Annotated in this window: 19 protein-coding genes, 4 tRNA genes and 1 pseudogene; 9 read left to right on the top strand and 15 right to left on the bottom strand. The window is 60.8% G+C overall.

Annotation, left to right across the window (positions count from 1 at the left end):
- Positions 1–9: 9 nt before the first annotated feature.
- Positions 10–270, bottom strand: a complete 261-nt coding sequence (locus JX292_RS01415; protein ID WP_239653565.1) for a PGPGW domain-containing protein — start codon at positions 268–270, stop codon at positions 10–12.
- 311 nt (positions 271–581) lie between these two features.
- Here JX292_RS01415 and JX292_RS01410 point away from each other — a divergent pair, with 311 nt between their 5' ends.
- Positions 582–1,988 (top strand): MFS transporter, encoded by a 1,407-nt coding sequence (locus JX292_RS01410; protein ID WP_204860588.1) that lies wholly within the window; start codon positions 582–584, stop codon positions 1,986–1,988.
- 114 nt (positions 1,989–2,102) lie between these two features.
- Complete coding sequence (locus JX292_RS01405; protein WP_204860586.1) at positions 2,103–3,092, top strand: histidine kinase; 990 nt, start codon at positions 2,103–2,105, stop codon at positions 3,090–3,092.
- A 129-nt stretch (positions 3,093–3,221) separates the two neighbouring features.
- Here the strand turns inward: JX292_RS01405 and JX292_RS01400 are convergent, their stop codons facing one another.
- From JX292_RS01400 to JX292_RS01390, 3 genes are all read right to left on the bottom strand, one after another.
- Positions 3,222–4,328 carry a UDP-N-acetylmuramate dehydrogenase gene (locus tag JX292_RS01400; RefSeq protein WP_204860584.1) on the bottom strand — a complete coding sequence of 369 codons (1,107 nt, stop codon included), beginning with the start codon at positions 4,326–4,328 and terminating at the stop codon, positions 3,222–3,224.
- 208 nt (positions 4,329–4,536) lie between these two features.
- Entirely contained in the window at positions 4,537–4,998 is a 462-nt protein-coding gene (locus JX292_RS01395) for a MaoC family dehydratase (protein ID WP_204860582.1), read from the bottom strand.
- The gene (locus tag JX292_RS01390) at positions 4,998–5,450 is read right to left on the bottom strand and encodes a MaoC family dehydratase N-terminal domain-containing protein (RefSeq protein WP_204860580.1); all 453 of its coding nucleotides are present in this window, start codon (positions 5,448–5,450) and stop codon (positions 4,998–5,000) included. Before JX292_RS01390 ends, JX292_RS01395 begins: the two co-directional genes overlap by 1 nt.
- Positions 5,451–5,666: 216 nt before the next feature.
- Here JX292_RS01390 and JX292_RS01385 point away from each other — a divergent pair, with 216 nt between their 5' ends.
- Positions 5,667–6,668 carry an LLM class flavin-dependent oxidoreductase gene (locus JX292_RS01385; protein ID WP_204860578.1) on the top strand — a complete coding sequence of 334 codons (1,002 nt, stop codon included), beginning with the start codon at positions 5,667–5,669 and terminating at the stop codon, positions 6,666–6,668.
- Positions 6,669–6,868: 200 nt separating this feature from the next.
- On the opposite strand, the gene JX292_RS01380 is transcribed toward JX292_RS01385, so the two are convergent.
- The 5 genes from JX292_RS01380 to JX292_RS01360 all read right to left on the bottom strand — a co-directional run bounded on the left by JX292_RS01380 (position 6,869) and on the right by JX292_RS01360 (position 11,900).
- Positions 6,869–6,940, bottom strand: a tRNA-Thr gene (locus JX292_RS01380).
- Between the two features lies 1 nt (position 6,941).
- Positions 6,942–7,015, bottom strand: a tRNA-Met gene (locus JX292_RS01375).
- A 34-nt stretch (positions 7,016–7,049) separates the two neighbouring features.
- Positions 7,050–7,121, bottom strand: a tRNA-Thr gene (locus JX292_RS01370).
- 260 nt (positions 7,122–7,381) lie between these two features.
- Complete coding sequence (locus tag JX292_RS01365; RefSeq protein WP_275586140.1) at positions 7,382–9,481, bottom strand: DEAD/DEAH box helicase; 2,100 nt, start codon at positions 9,479–9,481, stop codon at positions 7,382–7,384.
- Positions 9,482–10,112: 631 nt separating this feature from the next.
- On the bottom strand, positions 10,113–11,900 hold the full coding sequence (locus JX292_RS01360; RefSeq protein WP_204860576.1) for a DUF2079 domain-containing protein: 1,788 nt from the start codon (positions 11,898–11,900) through the stop codon (positions 10,113–10,115).
- A 168-nt stretch (positions 11,901–12,068) separates the two neighbouring features.
- Between JX292_RS01360 and JX292_RS01355 the strand changes: the two genes are divergently transcribed.
- Positions 12,069–13,307 (top strand): DNA-3-methyladenine glycosylase family protein, encoded by a 1,239-nt coding sequence (locus JX292_RS01355; RefSeq protein ID WP_239653564.1) that lies wholly within the window; start codon positions 12,069–12,071, stop codon positions 13,305–13,307.
- 86 nt (positions 13,308–13,393) lie between these two features.
- On the opposite strand, the gene JX292_RS01350 is transcribed toward JX292_RS01355, so the two are convergent.
- The 3 genes from JX292_RS01350 to JX292_RS01340 all read right to left on the bottom strand — a co-directional run bounded on the left by JX292_RS01350 (position 13,394) and on the right by JX292_RS01340 (position 14,749).
- Positions 13,394–13,771, bottom strand: a complete 378-nt coding sequence (locus JX292_RS01350) for a thioredoxin family protein (RefSeq protein WP_204860574.1) — start codon at positions 13,769–13,771, stop codon at positions 13,394–13,396.
- Between the two features lie 324 nt (positions 13,772–14,095).
- Positions 14,096–14,177: transfer RNA gene (locus tag JX292_RS01345), tRNA-Tyr, on the bottom strand.
- A 185-nt stretch (positions 14,178–14,362) separates the two neighbouring features.
- Entirely contained in the window at positions 14,363–14,749 is a 387-nt protein-coding gene (locus JX292_RS01340) for a hypothetical protein (RefSeq protein WP_204860573.1), read from the bottom strand.
- A gap of 142 nt (positions 14,750–14,891) precedes the next feature.
- Here JX292_RS01340 and JX292_RS01335 point away from each other — a divergent pair, with 142 nt between their 5' ends.
- Positions 14,892–15,383 carry a YajQ family cyclic di-GMP-binding protein gene (locus tag JX292_RS01335; protein WP_204860572.1) on the top strand — a complete coding sequence of 164 codons (492 nt, stop codon included), beginning with the start codon at positions 14,892–14,894 and terminating at the stop codon, positions 15,381–15,383.
- Positions 15,384–15,491: 108 nt separating this feature from the next.
- Here JX292_RS01335 and JX292_RS01330 read toward each other — a convergent pair.
- A pseudogene (locus tag JX292_RS01330) lies at positions 15,492–15,974 on the bottom strand (M48 family metalloprotease); the annotation flags it as partial.
- Between the two features lie 74 nt (positions 15,975–16,048).
- Between JX292_RS01330 and JX292_RS01325 the strand changes: the two are divergent.
- The 3 genes from JX292_RS01325 (at position 16,049) to JX292_RS01315 (ending at position 18,967) form a co-directional block, all read left to right on the top strand.
- A complete protein-coding gene (locus tag JX292_RS01325; RefSeq protein WP_275586139.1) occupies positions 16,049–16,627 on the top strand; it encodes a Fur family transcriptional regulator in 579 nt (192 codons plus the stop codon).
- Positions 16,628–16,743: 116 nt separating this feature from the next.
- The gene (locus tag JX292_RS01320) at positions 16,744–18,234 is read left to right on the top strand and encodes a catalase (RefSeq protein ID WP_204860570.1); all 1,491 of its coding nucleotides are present in this window, start codon (positions 16,744–16,746) and stop codon (positions 18,232–18,234) included.
- A 241-nt stretch (positions 18,235–18,475) separates the two neighbouring features.
- A complete protein-coding gene (locus tag JX292_RS01315) occupies positions 18,476–18,967 on the top strand; it encodes a YajQ family cyclic di-GMP-binding protein (RefSeq protein WP_204860568.1) in 492 nt (163 codons plus the stop codon).
- A gap of 216 nt (positions 18,968–19,183) precedes the next feature.
- Here JX292_RS01315 and htpX read toward each other — a convergent pair whose 3' ends face one another.
- Positions 19,184–20,068: a zinc metalloprotease HtpX gene (htpX, locus tag JX292_RS01310; RefSeq protein ID WP_204860567.1), complete on the bottom strand. Its 885-nt coding sequence runs from the start codon at positions 20,066–20,068 to the stop codon at positions 19,184–19,186.
- A gap of 138 nt (positions 20,069–20,206) precedes the next feature.
- Entirely contained in the window at positions 20,207–20,521 is a 315-nt protein-coding gene (locus tag JX292_RS01305) for a hypothetical protein (RefSeq protein ID WP_239653563.1), read from the bottom strand.
- 185 nt (positions 20,522–20,706) lie between these two features.
- On the opposite strand from JX292_RS01305, the gene JX292_RS01300 reads away from it, so the two are divergent.
- The gene (locus JX292_RS01300; protein ID WP_204860566.1) at positions 20,707–21,303 is read left to right on the top strand and encodes a Fur family transcriptional regulator; all 597 of its coding nucleotides are present in this window, start codon (positions 20,707–20,709) and stop codon (positions 21,301–21,303) included.
- Positions 21,304–21,331 lie beyond the last annotated feature (28 nt).

Here is a 21,331-nt window from a genome sequence, read left to right as displayed (position 1 = left end):
TTGAGCCGCCTAGCGTGCGGCTTTGCGTTCCTTACGTTGCTGGCGCCAGGCGCGGTAGCGATACCAGGCGGTGAGCACCACGTGCTTCATGAATCGGTTGGCGCGGCGGGCCCAGGTAAATTCGGTGCCCCAGATGCCCAGGCCGATGAAGATGAAGAGCCAGCCGGGGCCGGGGGTGACGAGCATAATCAGGCCGGCAATAAAGCAGAAGGCACCCACACCAATCACGAGGGGCTTGTAGAGGTGCCGCAGGACCGGATGTGCGTTCATGCGTTCCTTGCGGGCTTCGAGCCAGCGGTGAAAGCGGCTGGTTTCGCTTTCCTTGACTTCGTCTTCGAGGGTTTTCAGGGGTGGTCCTTCCAAACGGGTTGGGCGGTGAGTATCGCCAAGCGGCGGGCTGGTTAGAGAATATCATCTGTCGCTGGGTGGGGGCTGTGAAGGATTTCTTAACCTTTGAGATTTTTTGTTATCTTCAATTTTTTTCGTTTCTATAGTGTTAAAGTCGAAAATACCTTTATACACTGTAAAGGAAACAATTCACCCGGCATTACGCCTAAACACTAAGGAAGCGACCCACCACCGTGTCCTCCTCCCGCCCCGAATCAACGGACTCGCCCCGCACCCGCGCCGCTGCGTCCAACCCGGAACACAACACCGCCCCCACCCTCAACGAACGCCTCGAAAATCTTCCTTTCACCCGCGCCCACGGCAAGCTCCTGGGCATCTCGGGGCTCGGCTGGGCCCTAGACGCCATGGACGTTGGCCTCATCTCCTTCGTCATGGCCGCACTCATCAAAGAATGGCACCTCAGCCCCGCCGAAGCATCCTGGCTTGGTTCCGTCGGTTTTGTGGGCATGGCGCTCGGCGCAACCTTCGGCGGCCTGCTCGCCGATAAGCTCGGCCGCCGCTACATTTTCTCCCTCACCCTGCTGATTTACGGTCTGGCGACCGGCGCCTCCGCGCTGTCCACCTCACTGGGACTGCTACTGGTCTTCCGTTTCCTGGTTGGCCTGGGTCTGGGCGCCGAGCTGCCCGTGGCATCCACACTCATCTCCGAGTTCTCACCTCGTTCCATCCGCGGCCGCGTCGTGGTCGCTCTTGAAGCATTCTGGGCCGTCGGCTGGATTCTGGCCGCAGTTATCGGCACGTTCGTCGTTCCCCAAGCCAATGGTTGGCGCTGGGCCCTGGCCATCGGCCTGATTCCCGCCATCTATTCGCTGGTGATCCGCATCGGAGCCCCCGAGTCCGTACGATTCCTGGAGTCCGTCGGCAAGCATGATCAGGCACGCGGCATCGTCGAGCGCTTTGAGGCATCCCCCGCCTTCTTCTCTCAATCCAAGAATCAGCCGGTGAAGGCTGAGGACGCCACCGCGCACGGCGCAGAGGAGAGCACCGGCTCCGCTAAGGTCCACTCGATTTGGGCAACGGGTCAGCGTCGCAAGACCATCTCCCTGTGCATCATCTGGTTCTGCATTAACCTCTCCTACTACGGCGCCTTTATCTGGATTCCGGCGCTGCTGAGCGCCCAGGGCTTCAGCCTGGTCAAGTCCTTCGCGTTCACGCTCATCATGACCCTCGCGCAGCTACCCGGTTACGCTGCAGCCGCCTACCTGATTGAGAAGTGGGGCCGCCGCGCCACCCTGGCTGCCTTCCTGATTGGATCCGCACTGGCTGCCGCAGGATACGGTCTAGCACACTCCGACGTATTCATCATCATCGCCGGTTGCCTGCTCTCCTTCTTCAACCTAGGTGCCTGGGGTGCACTCTACGCCCTGAGCCCGGAAGTCTTCCCGACTCACCTGCGCGGCACCGGCACCGGTGCGGCCGCCGGCATTGGACGCCTAGCTTCCATCGCGGCACCGCTCATCGTGCCCCCGCTCGTGGCCTTTGGCGGCACCCCGTTGCTGTTCACGCTCTTCGCGCTAGCCTTCCTGACCGCCGCAACCACGGTGTTCTTCCTGCCTGAACGCCGCGGCCAGTCGCTCTAACGCGATTCGCCGTAAACCCGCACGCCGTGCCCTCCCGCAACTTGCCAGGAGGGCACGGCGTTCTTGTGGGCCATAATGGTTGAAGACCTAGAATACGTCTGTGAGGGGTCCGCCATGCTTGATTCTTTTGTACCCACCGCCTACCGGACAGAGTTCACGCCCTGGCCCGTGAGCGAGCGCTACGCAGCCACCCGCCACGCGGGAACGCCCGAGGCCCAGCTGCTCCCCGGCGAGCTCACTGTGCATCGCGGCGACGGGGCTGCCATGAGCTACTACCTGAACTGGCCCGAAAACTTCGGGCCCGCCGATAAGCCGATTGCGTTGAGGCCCCGGTACAAGAACTCCTACCCGCAGGACTTCGTGCTCACCGTACAGGTGCGCGATGCGCAACTTCTCTTCAGCGTATCGTCGCGTAGCTTCTGGGAGCAGCGCGACGGTCGCGCCGTGGAGCGCGGGTTGATTGCCCGCGGCTACCTGCCGCTGGATGCGCCCGGAACGCCTCGGCGTGAGGAGGCCCGGCCCGAAGAGGGGGATCCTTCCCCCGCGATTTCTTCCGCTCCCCCTCTGCTCGGCTGGGACATCGCAGACACCTACCCAGCCCGCATGGCGCTCATTCGTGCCCTCTGCGAAGGCCTCTGCGCATCTCTCACGGTGCAGGCAACGGCCCTGGCCCCCGGCGAGGCCCGCGCGGACAAACGCGAGGACAGGCTGCAGGCTGTACATCTGAACGCCTCCGCACGCCCGGACGGGGCCGAGACGGGCTGGGAGACTCCCGCCGGCATGGTGCGCGCGCTCATCATTGAGCAGGACGAATCCGCGGGCGGCGAGGCCCGCGCCTACTACGCCAACGTGCTCTCGCCCGCACCGAATGAGTTCGGCAACATCGTCTGGTCCACCCGCAAGGACGCCGAATACTTCCCCTACCGTCCCGTGCGGCACAAGCCAATCTTCCACGCCCCCTGCCCCCGCGAGCTAGTGCCCTCTGCCGTGCAGGCACTCGTGCGGCACCTGCCCGAAGCTCCCGCCGCTACCGACCACGAAGCCCCTCCGCGGAGCCAGAGCCTACCGACCCCCGGCGAGTCTCCCTCGGCCGACCCTCACTAGATTGCATCCGGCACGGTCGCTTCCGGCCGAGCCCGCTCCGGGCGCCATGAACGTTCCCCCGTAAACGCACGATGCCCCGGTTCCGCTTCACACGAAGCGGAGCCGGGGCATCGCCAATATAATATGGCTCTAGATTTCGCCGTTGACCACGACGGGCTCGGGCACCAGGGTCACGCCAAAACGCTCACGCACGCCGTCACGCACAGCGCGAGCAATCGCGAAGATGTCCTCGGCGGAGGCGCCGCCACGGTTCGTAATTGCCAGGGTGTGCTTGGTCGACAGGCTTGCGCGGCCCTGAGCAATCTCGCGGGACTCGCCCTCCAGACCGAAGCCCTTGTCGAAGCCCGCATGCTGAATCAGCCAGGCCGCCGAGAGCTTCACGCGGTCCGAATCCTCAGTGCCGGGGCCGAAGGGGTTGACCTTAGTCATGACCGGGAAGTTCGGGGCGCCTTCGGGCAGAGATTCCAGGGTCGAGCGGGGCACAATCGGGTTGGTGAAGAACGAACCGGTCGAGAAGGTGTCACGGTCCTCAGGGTTGAGCACCATGCCCTTGGAGCCACGCAATTCCAGGACCTTCTGGCGCACCAGCGCGGAGTCGGCGCGTTGACCGGGCTCCACGCCCAGGCTCTTAGCCAGCTCGGCATACTTAATCGGGGAGGAGAGGCTACCCAGAGTGAACTGGAAATCGACGGTCAGCACCACGTAACGGGGCGAGCCGTTGACGGTTGCGCGCTTGAGCACCGAGTCGCGATAGCCGAAGCGCAGGTCTGCGCTCGCGAAGGTCTTCCGAGTGTTCTTTTCGCGGTCCCAGGTGCGTACGGAGGCGATAAACTCGCCCACCTCCACGCCGTATGCTCCGACATTCTGCACGGGGGTTGCGCCCACGGTGCCGGGAATGCCGGAGAGAGCCGCGGGGCCAACCCATTCATTCTCGATGCTGAGCTTCACGAAGTCGTCCCAGATGGTGCCAGCCTGCACGCGCACGTTCGCACCGCCACAGGCGGGGATGGGCAGAACCTCTACGCCTTCGGAGGCGATGTGCACAACGGTTCCGTTGAAGCCTTCATCGGAAACCAGCAGGTTGGAGCCTCCGCCGACAATCAGGACGGGGTCGCCGGCGGCGTCTGCGGCAGAGACTGCTTCGATAATTTCTGCCTCGGAGGTGGCACGGACGTAGGTCTTGGCGGGGCCGCCTACCTGGGCGGTGGTCAGTTCGCTCAACAGCTTTTCAGTCATAGGTTAAGGATAGCGGGCATTGTGCGGGCTCAAGACCCGCCACACGTTAAAGTCACATAAACCTTATGGTGATTTTGCCTTCATTTCTGCCGCATCTCCCCATGCAAGGCGACTCCGCGCCCCAGCCGCCGAGCGTGCAAAGACCCCGACACCACCGCATCGGGTAGCGCCGGGGCCTTCAGGGAAACTATTGCGAGCGCGAATAGCCCTATGCCGAGAGACGAACCACAGCCTGGCTCTTCATCAGCACCTTCTGCTCCTTGCCTTCCTCATCACGAGCGGTGACGGTCAGGTCAATGCGGGCGGTGCGCTCCTCCTCGTTCAAGGCACCCACCTTACCGCTAATAGTCAGGGTGTTCGTGGGGGTGTTAGGGTTTTCGCCGCCGGGAGCATCCGCCACGGGAACAGGCTTGGTAAAGCGAGTCTGGTAGTCCACAATCGCACCGGGGTCGCCCACCCAGTCGCTCACGAGCTGCACGGCGGTGCCCATGGTCAGCATGCCGTGAGCAATCACGCCGGACAGCCCCACCGACTGGGCAAAACGCTCATTCCAGTGAATCGGGTTGAAGTCACCGGAGGCGCCAGCGTAACGCACCAGCGACGCACGGGAGAGCTCCACGGTACGCGAACCGATCTCCTGGCCCTTTTCAAGATTTTCGAAACGCACCATTAGTTCTCCTCCTCGGCACGGACCAGCAGGGACGAGATGCAGGTGGCCACGGGCTCACCCGCGGCGTCCGTAATCTCCTCGCGGGTGGTCAGCATCGCTCCGGCGCCCATGACGCGCAGGGAGTCGACGTGAACCTCGGTGTGCAGCTCGTCACCGGCCACGATGGGGCGGTGATGGGTGAAGCGCTGGTCGGCGTGCACGACACGCGAGAAATCGATACCGGCGGACTCGTCGTTGATGAGCGCCGCGTCGGCAGCCTGCGCCAGGATGATGGCGAAAGTCGGCGGGGCGATGACGTCTGCGTAGCCGGCCGCGCGGGCGGACTCGACATCGTAGTGGAAGGGGTGCTTAGCGTGAACTGCTCGGGCAAACTCGCGGATCTTCTCTCGACCGACAGCGTAGGTGCCCTCGGCGGAATAGACCCTGCCCACAATCTCAGGGTTAATGCTCATGCTTTCAGTCTACCGGCCCCATGCACAGCGTTCAGCCCGGGCACGCAGAGTGGACGCACAGAATGAATCTGGGCGGCACACACGCGCAGAAAGTACGCGCGCAGTATTTCTTAGCATTGTTTACCTTCTAGCGAAGGGGTGCGGCGAACCCATGCACCTCCAGCCCCGGCAGGCGTAGGCTAAACAGGTCCCATACTTTACACAGAAAGAAGAACCATGGCGTCCAGCGTAAAAATTTCAGTCCTCGACCTGATGCCGCACCGCTCCGACCAAAGCCAGCACCAGACGATGCTCAACACCATCGATGCGGCGCGCGCGGCCGAATCCTTCGGGTACGAGCGTTTCTGGGTGGCCGAGCACCACAACGCCGGCTCCTTACTCTCCTCCGCAACCGTCGTGGTCATGGCCGAGGTTGCCGCCGCGACCGAGCGCATCCGCGTGGGCTCGGGCGGCATCATGCTACCCAACCACGCCCCCTACGTGGTGGCCGAACAGTTTGGCACCCTCAATGCCTTCCACCCGGGCCGCATCGACCTGGGTCTAGGCCGCGCGCCGGGCACCGACCCCATGACCGCAGCCGCGCTGCGCCGCGACGACTCAGCCGCGATGAGCTTCCCCGCCGAGGTCCAGCAGCTGCAGCGTTTCCTGGGTGAGCCCTCCCCCATGCACCGCGTGCACGCTATCCCGGGGCAGGGTTCGAAAGTCCCCATGTACATCCTGGGTTCCTCTCTCTTCGGTGCGCAGCTTGCCGCGCAGCTGGGTCTGCCCTACGCCTTCGCCTCGCACTTCGCTCCCACCATGCTGCAGGAGGCCGTCGATACCTACCGCGCGAACTTCAAGCCCTCCGAGCATCTGGCCGAGCCCTATGTCATGGTTGGTGTGACCGCGATGCTCGCCGATACCGACGAGCGAGCCCGCTACCTGTACACGACCCAGCAACAGCACTTCCTGGGTGTGGTGCGCGGCCGCACGTCTTTCGCACCCCCGGTAGAGGACATGGACGCTATCTGGACCGAGATGGAGAAGATGCACATCGACCGCATGACCGCCGAGGCAATCGTCGGTTCCCCCGCGACCGCGCAGGCACGCATCGAGGGCCTGGTGGCGCGCACCGGCGCCGATGAGCTCATCATCATGACCGAGGCCTGGGAGCATAAGGACCGCCTGCGCTCCTACGAGCTGTTCTCCCAGCTGCCGGTGGTGCGTCGCGCCTCCTAGAAGGGCCAAACAAACATAGGTGCGTCCAAGAACGCATCGAACCGATAACGGTGAAGCCCCCGAGAAGGGTATTTCTCGAGGGCTTCACCGTCTCTAGATTCCAACGGCCTGCTGAAGCTGAATACCCTCAAGCAATTTTGGGTAATCAGCCGGTTTTGGGCAAACAAAAAAGCCTGCCTCCGAAGAGACAGGCTTATCTGAGCCCCGACCGGGAATCGATCCCGGGACCTCCATCTTACCAAGATGGCGCTCTACCACTGAGCTATCGGGGCGTAGCGGTGGACGGGCTCGATCCGTCGACCTCACGATTATGAGTCGTGCGCTCTAACCAGCTGAGCTACACCGCCACATCATTAACGCCGCATAACGGGCTAATGACAGAGCCCCGACCGGGAATCGATCCCGGGACCTCCATCTTACCAAGATGGCGCTCTACCACTGAGCTATCGGGGCAACAGGTAAAACTATACATGGCTTTAGGAGTGCCCGCAAGCGTGAATAGTATGGCTTATGCCACATTTTAATTCTCATGTGCCCGCTCCCCCTACGGGCCCTATCGCACCACCGCAGGCAGACACTCAAGACACGCAAAAGACCGGTGGGGAAGCGAATAACTCGCTCCCCCACCGGTCGGATGCCTCGGGATGATCCCCGCGCTACGCGACGCTCCGGCCGCGCGGCGCGGGATACGGTTCCCGGGCTACAACGCCTGTCTAGTAGCGCTTGCCGCGGCCGCCGCGGTAGCCATCGCGACGGTTATCGTCGCGACGGTTATTGCGGCCGCCGAACTCGCGATTGCCGTACTCGCGGCCACCGCGGTCATCACGGCGAGCACCGCGATCGTCACGACGCTTGAAGTCACGGTCACCACCGAAGTCACGGCCGCCGTCACGGTTACCGCGATAGCCATCGCGACGGTTGTTGCGGCCGCCCTCGCGACGATCGAAGTCACGGTAACCGCCCTCGCGGCGACCACCGCCGAAGCCGCGTCCACCACCCTTAGGACCGTTGTCCTTACGAATGTTGATGAACTCGCCGGCAATCTTGGTGTCGCGCAGACGATCGAAGAAGTCGCGGGGCAGGTCAGCCTGCGGCAGACCCACAATGGTGAAGTGCTGACGGATATCAATCGAGCCAATCTGGGAGCCCTTAATACCACCCTCATTAGCCAGCGCACCCACAATAGCGCCTGCGGTCACGCGGGAGGAACGACCAACGTTCAGCTTGTAGTTGACCATGCCCTCGTCGTTGTGTGCACGCTTACCCTTACGGCCGCCGCGGTCCGAATCATCATCGGAGAAGGGGCGAGAGTTACGGGCAATGTCCTCTTCCTCATCCAAGAAGAAGGGGCGACCCTGCTGGGCGATAACAGCCAGTGCAGCTGCAATATCCTCAGCGGTGGTGTCGTGCTCGCTCTCATAGTCCTCAATAATCTGGCGGAAGAAGCTCAGGTCCTCAGACTCGATGGTCTCAGTAATCTGCTGAGCAAAACGCTGCTTACGGGTCTCGTTCACTGCCTCTGCGGTGGGCATGTGCATCGGCTCGACCTTCTGGCGGGTTGCCTTCTCAATCTGACGCAGCATGTACTTCTCACGCGGGGTAACAAACAGGATTGCGGCACCTTCGCGACCCGCACGGCCGGTACGACCAATACGGTGAACGTAAGACTCGGTGTCGTGAGGGATGTCGTAGTTGACGACGAGGGAGATACGCTCAACGTCCAGGCCACGTGCCGCCACGTCGGTTGCCACAAGGATGTCGATGCGGCCGTCACGCAGGGCGTCGACGGTGCGCTCACGCAGCTGCTGGGGGATGTCACCGTTAATCGCTGCTGCCGCAAAACCGCGTGCCTTCAGCTTGTCGGCAACTTCCTCGGTTTCCTTCTTGGTGCGCACGAAGACGATGATGCCGTCGTAGTTCTCAACCTCGAGCACGCGAGTCATGGCGTCCAGCTTGTGGGAGTGCATGACCTGCATGTAGCGCTGAGAGATGTTAGAGCTGGTGGTGGTCTTAGCCTTCACTCGAATCTCGACCGGATCGGTCAGGTACTGCTGAGCGATCTTGCGAATCGAGTTGGGCATGGTGGCGGAGAACAGAGCCACCTGCTTGCTGTCAGGGGTACCTTCGAGGATCTTCTCCACGTCTTCGGCGAAGCCCATGCGAAGCATTTCGTCGGCCTCGTCCAGCACCAGGTACTGCAGGTTGGACAAATCCAGGGAGCCCTTCTCCAGGTGGTCAATCACGCGGCCGGGGGTGCCGACGACAACCTGGGCACCGCGGCGCAGGCCGGCCAGCTGCGGGCCGTACGGGGAGCCACCGTAAATCGGTAGCACGGTGAAGTCCTCCATGTGGGTTGCATAGGAGGAGAAGGCCTCAGCAACCTGCAGGGCCAGCTCGCGGGTGGGGGCCAAGACCAGCACCTGGGTGTCGCGGGAGACGCCGTTGATGTCGGCGAGCTCAGCCATGCGGGAGAGGGCGGGCAGCGCGAAGGCCGCAGTCTTACCGGTACCGGTCTGCGCCAGACCGACCACGTCGCGGCCCTCGAGCAACAGCGGGATGGTCTGCTCCTGAATGGGGGACGGCTTCTCGTAGCCGACCTCTTCCAGAGCTGCCAGAACGCGGGCGTCCAGGCCCAGGTCGGTAAAGCGCACGCCCTCTTCCTCGGCCTTTTCGGCGGGGGCGTCTGCGGTGGTTTCTACGGTAGTCTCCGCCGGGGTTTCTTCTGCGGCGGTGGTCTCAACGGTATTCTCAGCGGTCACAACGGTCTCTGCCTCGGCGTTCAACTCAGCCGGGGTAGCGGTATTCTCAGTCAATTTTTCCTCTATACGGTAGGGGTGGATAGCGCACGCTCTTCGGCGCTTACCGGGTGTCCCCTTCACGGCCCAGCCACATGCATCCGGCGTGTATGTTCAGCCGACGGTTTCACCGCACACGCCCGGCCGCCCCCTCGCACAGGGCGCAGAGGGCACAGTGAGGGCGTGAGGGTTACTGCTGGGAGCGGTCTTGAATTTCTCGCTACACAATTGGGGACTCGTACGTTACCGCGCCGAAAACGCGCACCGGGGCGCGCGGCATCGGAGAGGGGTACGGTCAATTGTGCTCACATAAGGCGTCACGTATTCCTGGCATGGGGCCTCACCCGCATGGCGTATCAGTCTGTAACAGCAGACGCGTCAGGAGGCTTTGACCAGAGATCGTTCAGAGAAGCCCGCGCGCGGCGAGGCCGCAATAAGCGGGGCGTATCAATCGGTGATGGTGAGTACGGCGCACTTTTCGAAGCGGCACCACCTGGGGTGCTCGGTGCGCACAAGACCTTCATCGGGGGTTCCCGTGTCTATACAGTGTACCGCAGGGCAGCACAGAACACCCCAAAAGGTGCTGAACACCTCATGCAGAGGACAACGCGAAGCAGGGCGGAACGTGCCGACGCTAACCACAACACCGCTAGTCGACGCGGCGTACGATATCGATGCTTCCCACGCTCGCGTGCTTGGCGTAGGAGTGGCCGTATCGGTCAGCGGCGTACTGAGCCACATTTGCCGGAGGATTACCACCCCAAGAGTTATTGCGACGGTCAATCACCACATACTCGGGGGCCGGCTCGCCGGTGTGACCAATCCAGTAGACGGTGCGGCCCGGAATCAGTTGCGTCAAGATAGACAAATCTGAAGCCACGGTAACACCCTCGGGTACCTGCTGCACGGCCTTAAGCTTCATCTGGTCGCTGGAGGTCAACGACGAGTCGGTAAACTGCGAGTTCGCCAGGGAAGCGAGCGGCTGCGTAGAACCCGCCACAAAAATCGGGGACACAGCCAAGAACAGCGCCACGGTCGGCAGAACCCACACGGGCAGATTGCGGACCTGGATGCGGCGGCGCCCAGAAGGCTCCACGGGAGCTTCGGAGGCCTCGGAGAGCTCAGCGGGTTTGCGGGCCGGAACCGTACCGTAACGCATCCGCAGCACGGTATCCAGCAGGGCACAGAAGACGACCGGCATCAGTACCAGAGAGTAATGCCAAGTGCTGGCCCAATAGGACTCCATCGTGGAGAGCAGACGCCACGCGATGGTCGGTAAGGCCACCATCGCAAGAGGCGAGCTGACCCACAGCACCGCACCCGTGATGAGCAACAGGCCCAAAGTCGCCATCTTCGTGTTGTTATTCATCATCTGAATCAGGGAGCCGAAAGGGTCCCCAACGGCGGCGGTAACGTTCACCTTGTCGGCGTAGTCAAAGGTTCCACCGCTGTTGAAATAGGGCAGAATCACGACAATTGAGACCACCGACCAGAAGATGCCCCACACAACCACCATGCTCGACTCGGCTACCGCGCGAGTGCGGGCCCAGGAGTGGTATAGGGAACGCAGGCGAACGCGGAACGAATCCGGTTCCCCCTCAGTGAGGCGGGGTAGCAGAATATCGTACGCAACGCCCAGCCAGCCGCTACGAATCAGAATCACAAACCCGATGACGGCCGCGGTCACGCCCATATCCTCCTTGACGAAGGCGATGGGCAGGGCCCACCAGCAGGCGCGAACGAGGTATCGGTTTCGTTCACCATCACTCACGCGCGAGGCCAACACCAGGTATCCCAGGCTCACGGTCAGCAGGGGCACAGCGAAGGCCACCTCGTGGAACTGCGCGGCGACGGCCTGCTGCACGCCAAAGCTCAAGGCAAAGGCGGCACCGAGCAGAAGACCCGTTAGCGTCGGCACGAACCGTTGGAGCCGGGACGGTTCAGATCCCTCACCGGTTCGGGAGGCACGGGCCAGGGCAAAGGCACGCTGAGTCAAGAAAACAATGGCGCTCGTGGCGGCCGCAATCAGGGCGTTCTGCACAACGAGCAGGGTCGTAGGCGAAGGAAACATCCCGTAAATCGGCCCCAGTAGCACCAGGATGGGGTGGAAGTGATCGCCCCAGAGGTTAAAACCCGGCCCCTTAATCGGCACGATTGGCGCGGAGAAGTGCGAGTACGCCTGGGCCATCTGCGTGAAGATTGCAAGGTCCCACGAGGGGGTCACCCAGTGCTTAATCTGCTGCAGCGAATAGTAGGTGTACAGCGCCATGACGGCCACGCCCAGCACCAACCCGGGGAGCAAATCAATCAAACGAATGCGCTTGAGGCGCTCGCGAAGGCCCGCGAGGATGCCCCATCGGGAGGCCGAGCTACCGGTGGCTCGAGGCTTCGTTGGGGCCGCGTTCTGCGCGGCTACTTCCGTCTCTTCCGATGCCATGAGCGTCCTTCCCTCGGACGTGCACCCATCAGGTATCGGGTTCTACCGCCCGGCCCGTGATGCACTGTACACATTCCTTATCACTCTAGGGTATCGCATGACTCCGGGACGCTCCATCGCCGAGCCCACCCGCTCGAAGCCCCAGAGCTGGCCGCGTAGACTGGTGCTGTGAGCACGCAACCCTCCTCGATTACCCGGCCGCTACCTCCAGCGCCAGGCGCAAACCTGCACCCGCTGGCCGCGGCGCACCTACCCTACGCCCCAGGACCGTTGCGCGCTGAACCGCGCGTGACGATTCGCGCGCTCTCCCCCGCGAACACACGTGCCCTACCGGGCACTCTCATGCCAGAGTCCTGCGAGGTCATCCTCGAGCCGCAGGTTCCCGTGCACCTGGCGCAGACACTAGGCGTTCTGGGCCGAGGCGCGGGCGATCCTGCCTACCGCGCACTCAGCCGAGAGGCTGGAGCCGAGCGCATCTGGATAACGGCCCGCACGCCAAAGCATAACTTTCCTGCGGTGCTCTTCGTGGACCGCCTGCCCGAAAGCTCGACGGGCTCTCCCGATTCCGTGGTAGCCGCTCTTCCGTCCTTACACCGGCTGCTGATGCACCCCGTCCGCATTCGCATCTGGACTTCCTACGATGCTGCCGACCGGCAGCTGGCAGCGCGCCACGACGTACAAGCCCTGGCCGATGAGATGACCTACTGGCTGGGACTGCACGACCACCTCGAGGACTTCGCCTCCCTTCCCACATTCGGGGAGCTCCCCGAGCGCATCCGTACCGCCTGGCGAGCTAACCCCGGACTGCGGCTGAGCGCCTCGGGCCAGCTGGACCGGCACGTACTCAACGCCATCGTGGAGCAACGTATCACACAGACCGAAGCTTTCAGGGCTCTGCGGTGGATTCTGTACCGGCACGGTGAACCTGCTCCGGTGAGTGGCTTACCCCATCAGCCCGAGGGCCTGCGTGTCTACCCCACGGCCCGCACCCTGGCGGCTGTCCCTACCTGGGATTGGCACCGGGCGGGCGTGGATAAGAGCCGCTACGATGCGGTACGCGCCTACGCTCGCTCCGCCCCCGCTATCGCCCGGGTCGCCGGCACCGGCGACGTCACAGCCCTGGCCCGGGCGCTCAACACGCTACGCGGGGTGGGCCCGTGGAGCATCGCTGAAACTCTCCAGCGCGTGTATGGGCACCCGGATGCCATCAGCGTGGGCGATTACCACCTGGCGCACTCGGTTGGCGAACTGCTCAGCGGCCGCCGCACCGATGACGCGGGGATGATTAGCTTACTCGCCCCGTACAGCCCGCACCGGCAACGCGTGGTGCGTTATATGTATGCTTCGGGCTTCTGGAAGCAGCGCTTCGGCGCACGCATGAGCATTGAGGATCACCGCGAGCGCTGAATGCTCGCTGAGGCACAAACAACGGGGCGTACCCTCCGGTTATTCCGGTGGGTACGCCCCGTTCAAGCTCTTATGCGTGGTTGAGCTTACTTCTGTTCTGCAGAACCTTCAGCCGCTGCAATCTCTGCACGGACCTTGTCCATGTCGAGCTCGCGAATCGAGCTGATCACGGTCTCGAGCTGGTCCTCGCGCAGTGCGCCGGCCTGCTGGTACACCAGGATACCGCCACGGAAGCCCATAATGGTGGGAATGGAGGTAATGCCCGCAGCCTGGGCGAGCTGACCCTGGGCTTCGGTGTCAACCTTGCCGAAAACGATGTCGCTGTGCTTCTCCGAAGCCGCCTCATAGACGGGGGAGAACTGCTTGCAGGGACCGCACCAATCTGCCCAGAAATCCAGGAAGACGATGTCGTTGCTCTCGACGGTTGCAGTCAGGTTCTGCTGAGTAATTTCAATAGTAGCCATGAGATAAAACTACACCCTCGAGACCCCAATCGCGAATTGTTCGCCCTGGGATTCAAACATTGTGAAAGATATGACAAGTAGCCGTCATAGTTGGCTCTTTACGCGGTAGTTTCTATCGAGTTTTAGGCGTGTCGCGGGAACTCCGGTGAAGGTTACTGGAGCCAATTGTGGAGGCGCGCTACCCGGCAAGCGAAAGCCGTACAGGAGCTTCGATAAGGAGCACTGCGCACATGCGCCTCGCTACACCTCGCTACCGAGCTCTTAGTTTTAGGTACCGATTCTAGATACACAAAAGCCCGGCTACTTTCGTAACCGGGCTATTAGTGGCAGGTGAGGGATTCGAACCCCCGTAGGCAGTGCCAGCTGATTTACAGTCAGCCCCCTTTGGCCGCTCGGGTAACCTGCCGCCTAGCTAGGTGCTAGTTGCTCGCTCACGCGAACAGAGACTACTCTACAGTAGTTTGCGAGCCGTGTACACTTCAGAGCCAGATTTGTGACGAAGGTTATACTTTGCACTGAGTCTAGGGTTGAACCCCACACACATCGCAAACGCCACAACCCGCAGCTCAGGAGGTCTTCAGCCTAGAAAGCCTAGAAGGAACGGGAGGGAATATCGCCATCCTGCTCAAGCAACAGCACAATCTCGAGGTGCTCCAGGTAGCGGCGCGCCTGCTCAACCGTGCACATGCCACCGGAAATCTCGCGCTCCAGATCGCGACGAACGCCGCGGAATCGAGCCACGAGCGAAGGCTCCGTCAGGGTAATACCAATACCCTCAAAGTCAGAGGGCTCAGCATCTTCCTCATGCAAGTCGAGATGAATATCGTGATGCTCAGATTCATCGAGACGCTCCGCCTCAGGAATACCCTCGGGCTCAGCACCCAACGAAGTATGCAAATCGATGAAAAGAAGAGTTTGCAGGTCGCGAGCTTCCTCGCTCGTACGCGGGTCCGTCGCAGACAGATTGTGAGTGGTCATGTCTCTATTGTCCTCTTTTAAAGTTAGCAACACCTGTAAAACAGGCCCGTATTTCTGATAGTTAGCTGTGAACAAGAGCCACCAACCCGGTAGGCTAGTACTAACCGGTGCCTGTAGCACCTCATTCACGAAAGGAAAGCCCATGGCTAGCGAATCCTCGTTCGACGTTGTCTCCAAGGTCGACAAGCAGGAAGTATCCAACGCCCTGCACCAGGCACAGAAGGAAATCTCCCAGCGCTACGACTTCCGCGGCGTCGGCGCCGAAATCGACTACTCCGGCGACAAGATCCTCATCAAAGCCAACGCCGAAGAGCGCGCCCTGGCCGTACTGGACGTCTTCCAGTCCAAGCTGGTCAAGCGCGGCATCTCCCTAAAGTCCCTGGATTCCGGTAAGCCCTACGCATCCGGCAAGGAAACCCGTATCGAGTGCTCCATCAAAGAAGGTATCGCTCAGGACCAGGCCAAGAAAATCTCCAAGATGATCCGCGAGGAGGGCCCCAAGGGCGTGAAGGCAACCATCCAGGGCGATGAACTGCGCGTTTCCTCCAAGTCTCGCGACGATCTGCAGAGCGTGATTTCACTGCTTAAAGGCGCAGATCTTGACGTTGATCTGCAGTTCGTGAATTATCGCTAGATACCTCTGCTGTGCACGCGGCATCAGTGCACTATTAAGGCGGGGCGGTTACCAGTTTTTTGGTAACCGCCCCGCCTTCCATCTATAAGACAAACACGTACGCAGGTTTTATAGCTGACCGTTATCGCGCGTCATCTGCTGCAGGCGGGCGATGCGCTTGTCCATCGGTGGGTGAGTAGACATGAGGTTCTTCAGGCCACCGAAGGGGTTCGCAATCATAGAGGCCGAGGTATTCACAACCTGCTGATTCTTGGGATCCATTGGGTAGAGCGAGACACCCTTCTCCAACTTATTCAGGGCGGAGGCAAGCGCAATCGGATCGCCCGTGAGCTTTGCACCGTCTTCATCGGCATCGTATTCGCGGGTGCGGCTGATAGCCATCTGAATAACCGCCGTAGCAATGGGAGTCAGAAGCGACATCAGGATTATGCTCAAAAAGTTTCCGCCGCCGCGCTCACGGTTCCCGCCCATCATGGAGCCAAAACCAACAATCTGTGCCGCCGCCGTAATCAGGGTTGCGATACCGGCTGCCACCGAGCTTGTAAGAATATCGCGGTTGTAGACGTGCATGAGGTCATGGTGAAAGTACCCCAAACACGGCTCTTATTATGAATTTATCGTAATTGTAATTGTGAAAAAGTCAGATTAACGGTAGAGTATCGTTCATGACCGAACCCCTAGATACGAACGCACACCCGGAACCCGAGCACCCTCTTCACGGATGCTCCCACACCGGCGTGCTACCGTTGGCAGCAGAATCCGCGACCGGACTTCTCACGGAATCTTGGTCGCAAAACTTGCGCGCTAAGGGGCGCAGGGTCACGAAACAGCGGCTTGCTGTTCTACGTGCGGTTCAGGCTCATCCCCATGCCAATACCGAGGAAATAGTTACCGTTGTGCGGCAAGAGATTCCTACCATTACCGTGCAGTCGGTGTATATGATCCTCACGGATCTGACGAATATCGACATGCTGCGTAAGTTTGAGCCCCCGGGAACCCCGAGGCTCTACGAGACACGCACGGGCGATAACCATCACCACGCATTCTGCATTCGCTGCGGAAAAGTTCAGGATGTAGACTGCGCTGTCGGCTCAGCGCCCTGCCTAACTCCCAACGACTTCCACGGCATGGCGATTATCAGCGCAGATGTACTGTATCGAGGCGTCTGCGCAGACTGTCAAACTGAGGCAGAAGCAGAACTGGCGAACAGCCAGGTGCAAGCCGCAGCGAGCGTTCAGCACTAACGAACCTTACTCCGGGCGTGAAACAGCGCCTTGGTGTTCGTTAGTTGCACCCTAAAACAGGAAGAATGCTCGTCGAAAACCACATAGCATCACCAAAAACACAAGGAGAAGCAAATATGTATCAGACCCCGCAGAACCCCATTCATCCCGGTTCTTACACCACCACGAGCACTGGCACGCCGGTAGCTTCAGATGATCATTCGCTCACCGTGGGCGCCGATGGTCCCATCGTTCTGCACGATGCTTACGCTGTTGAAAAGCTCGCTCAGTTCAACCGTGAGCGTGTGCCCGAGCGTGTGGTGCACGCAAAGGGAACCGGCGCATACGGCTACTTTGAAACCACCGAAGATGTTTCGCAGTACACCCGTGCGGCGCTCTTTCAGCCGGGCGTTAAAACCGAGCTACTGGTTCGTTTCTCGACCGTGGCTGGCGAATCCGGTTCCCCCGATACTTGGCGTGACCCCCGCGGTTTCGCGGTGAAATTTTACACCACCGAAGGCAACTACGACTTGGTAGGTAATAACACTCCTATCTTCTTCATTCGCGATGCCATCAAGTTCCCCGACTTTATCCACTCGCAGAAGCGTATGCCCGGTTCGGGTCTGCGCGATAACGACATGCAGTGGGATTTCTGGAGCCTCAATCCGGCATCGGCGCATCAGGTAACCTGGCTGATGGGCGACCGCGGCCTGCCCCGAACCCTGCGCCATATGGATGGCTTCGGCTCGCACACCTACCAGTGGATTAACTCCGAAGGCGAGCGCTTCTGGGTTAAATACCACTTCAAGACCGAGCAGGGCAACGAGTTCTTCACCCAGGCTCAGGCCGATGAAATGGCGGGCAAGGATGCTGACTTCCACCGCCGCGACTTGCGCGAGGCTATCGAGCGTGGCGACTACCCCGCCTGGACGCTCTACATGCAGATTATGCCCTACGAGGACGCGAAGACCTACCGTATTAACCCCTTCGATCTGACGAAGATTTGGCCGCACTCGGATTACCCGCTGATCAAGGTGGGCCGCATGGTGCTGGATCGCAACCCGCAGAACTTCTTCGCCGAGATCGAGCAGGCGGCCTTCTCCCCCTCGAACTTTGTGCCCGGTATCGCGGCTTCACCCGATAAGATGCTGCTCGGTCGTATCTTCTCCTACCCGGATGCGCATCGCTACCGCATCGGCACCAACTTCGCGCAGCTGCCGGTGAACGCACCCCACGCGGCGCCGGTGAACAACTATTCACATGACGGTTCGATGCGCTACAACTTCAACGACCCCTCCGTTCCCACTTACGCACCAAACAGCCTGGGCGGTCCGCATGCGGATGCGGAGCGCGCTGGCGAAGGCAGCTGGGAGTCTGATGGCGAGTTGGTACGCACCGCCTACACCCTGCGTCCGGATGACGATGATTTCTCGCAGGCACGCACCCTCTACGAGGTAACCATGAACGACGAAGAACGTGAACGCCTGATCAGCAACATCTCCGGTCACGTAGGTGCTGTTCGTTCCGACGAGATTCGTGAACGCGCGTTCCAATACTGGGATAGCGTTCACCCTGAGCTCGGTTCTCGCGTTCGCGAGGCCGTGGCAGCCGCCGCATCTGGTTCGTAAGATTACGGCAGCGTCTGTTCCCCTGTAGATTCGAGAACATGACGCACGGCTGCAGCATGGGGCCGGTGACTTTCAGTAAGGTGGAGTCACCGACCCCATATTTTTAACCCGTTTGCAGGATTACAACCCTCTCCAAAAAGCAGGCCCGTATTTCTGATAGTTAGCTGTGAACAAGAGCCACCAACCCGGTAGGCTAGTACTAACCGGTGCCTGTAGCACCTCATTCACGAAAGGAAAGCCCATGGCTAGCGAATCCTCGTTCGACGTTGTCTCCAAGGTCGACAAGCAGGAAGTATCCAACGCCCTGCACCAGGCACAGAAGGAAATCTCCCAGCGCTACGACTTCCGCGGCGTCGGCGCCGAAATCGACTACTCCGGCGACAAGATCCTCATCAAAGCCAACGCCGAAGAGCGCGCCCTGGCCGTACTGGACGTCTTCCAGTCCAAGCTGGTCAAGCGCGGCATCTCCCTAAAGTCCCTGGACTCCGGCAAGCCCTACGCATCCGGCAAGGAAACCCGCATCGAGTGCTCCATCAAAGAAGGTATCGCACAGGACCAGGCCAAGAAAATCTCCAAGATGATCCGCGAAGAGGGCCCCAAGGGCGTAAAGGCAACCATCCAGGGCGATGAGCTGCGCGTTTCCTCCAAGTCTCGCGACGATCTGCAGGACGTCATCGCCATGCTCAAGTCCGCCGACCTCGACGTCGACCTCCAGTTCGTCAACTACCGCTAAGCTCATACACTCCCCCGTCCGCTGGGGGTGAGGGGAGGGGCTAGAAGCCGAAATGCAAAAATCCTCGGGGTGGCTACTTTCACAGTAGTCACCCCGAGGATTTTTTGTCTGCCGACCCATCATCGCGGGTCACAATCGTCACGCCAAGTCATCTTCCGGCTCAGCGGGTTTATTGGAAAGACCAGGCGGGCCGAACGGTCCAGTACTGGGAACGGTCTAATACTGACCCATTTCACGAGCCATCTGCTGCAGACGCGCAATGCGCTGATCCATCGGAGGATGGGTCGACATCACATTCTGCAGGGAACCGAAGGGGTTCGCAATCATCATGGCGCTTGCAGCCTGGGTGCTACGATCGTCGGGATTCATCGGGTATAGAGAGACGCCGCGCTCAAGCTTATTCAGAGCGGAGGCCAGGGCGATGGGGTCGCGAGTCAGGCGTGCGCCATCCTCGTCCGCGTCATACTCGCGGGTGCGACTAATCGCCATCTGAATCACCTGGGTGGCAATCGGGGCCAGCATGGCAATCACAAACGCCGCGAGGGGGTTGGCTCGGTTATCGTCGCGGTTCGAGCCGCCGAACATCGCGCCAAAAGAAAGCACCTGGGCAATCATGCCAATAATGGAGGCAATGCCCGCGGCCACAGAGGACGTGAGGATATCGCGGTTGTACACGTGCATGAGCTCGTGGCCGAGCACGCCGCGCATCTCGCGCTCATCCAGCAGCTGCAAAATACCCTCGGTGCAGCACACGGCCGCATTCTGCGGATTACGGCCGGTTGCAAAAGCATTCGGAGTCATCGTGGGGGCCACGTAGAGGCGGGGCATCGGCTGGCCAGCAGTACGCGAGAGCTCCTCCACAATGTCATAAAGCACCGGCACCTCATCACGAGTGACCGGGTAAGCATTCATCGAACGCAAAGCCAGCTTATCGGAGTTCCAATAGGTGTACGCGATGCCGCCCAGGCTCAGCAGGCCCATAATCCAGATGAAAGCCGAGGATTTAAAGGCTGCCGACAGCAGACCGCCGATGAGCAGCATAAGGCCCACCATAGACCCCATAAGCAGGGTGGTCTTAAGGCCATTGTGGTGACGATGCATGAGGAACCTCCTGAGCTCCAAAGTGCGGATAGACAGCGCGGTAGACCGCGCTTGACTCTTCAGAATACGGAAGCGGCCCGCCGGGCGCATCCCCAAAAGCGGCAGATTCACCCAGAGCGTCAGAACGGGGCAGGACGGCTAGGGAATAGCCCCGGGGATAGTCACGAGCGGCACCTGCTCCAGAACCTGCGCGGTTGCGGTAGGAAAGATACCCAGTATGAGGATGGTGCCGTAGGCTCCCAGAAAGATAATGAAGAGCAACCCCAGCATAATTTGCCCCTCCAGGTCGAATCCTGACCTGACGCTACGGTAGTGGGCGTAGAGAACGGGAGTTACAAGGGGCGCACCAAAGAGCAGAACCATCAGCAGGATATAGATGGGGTTCGTGAAGTTGTAGACCACGTTCGTACCCTCCCCGGTGGTTCCTTGACGGTTTATCGGTCGCGCCTTCATTGCGCGGTCCTTCGTTCCCGATTGTACGGCATCGGTCGTCGCAGGAACGGGAGATACCACCAGTTCCTCGAGGACTGGAAAGAGGACCGAAAATGGTGAGCCGCTGCTGAGTCCCCCTAAGGATTTATTATGAATTCATAATAATATAATGATGAATTCCTCATAATAACGTGTAGAATGGGACCATGACCGACGTACACAACACCACAGACGTTAAGACAACCTCCATCCCAAAACAACAAACAACCGGCCCCGGATGCGCCCACCTCACCGGACTGCCAGTCCCCTCCCCCATGAGCGACGAACAGCTCGAGGAAGCCTGGACCACCGGCCTACGCGCCCGAGGACGCCGCGTCACCAAGCAACGACTCGCCGTACTCCACGCAGTGCAGGACCACCCGCACTCCACCACAGAAACCATTGTGCAAGCCGTACGCGAGCGCATCCCCGCCATTACAGTCCAGTCCGTTTACGTCATTCTCGCGGACCTGACCGACATCGACCTGCTCCGCAAGTTCGAACCGCCCGGAACCCCCGCCCTGTACGAAACCCGCACCGGCGACAACCACCACCACGCCTTCTGCGTACGTTGCGGCAAGGTTGAGGACGTCGACTGCGCCGTGGGCTCAGCCCCCTGCCTGACCCCCAGCGATTTCCACGGTATGGCCCTCTTCAGCGCCGACGTTCTCTACCAGGGCGTCTGCACCGACTGCCAGACCGAAGAAGAAGCCAAACTCGCTCGTGCCCAGCGCGAGGCAGCAGCCCACCTGCTGGGTAGCTAACCGTTACATGCAGCGAAGCCCCGCATCC

The sequence above is a fragment of the Rothia mucilaginosa genome, assembly GCF_901875305.1.
Taxonomy (GTDB): Bacteria; Actinomycetota; Actinomycetes; order Actinomycetales; family Micrococcaceae; genus Rothia.
This window is presented reverse-complemented; position numbering and strand designations above follow the sequence as displayed.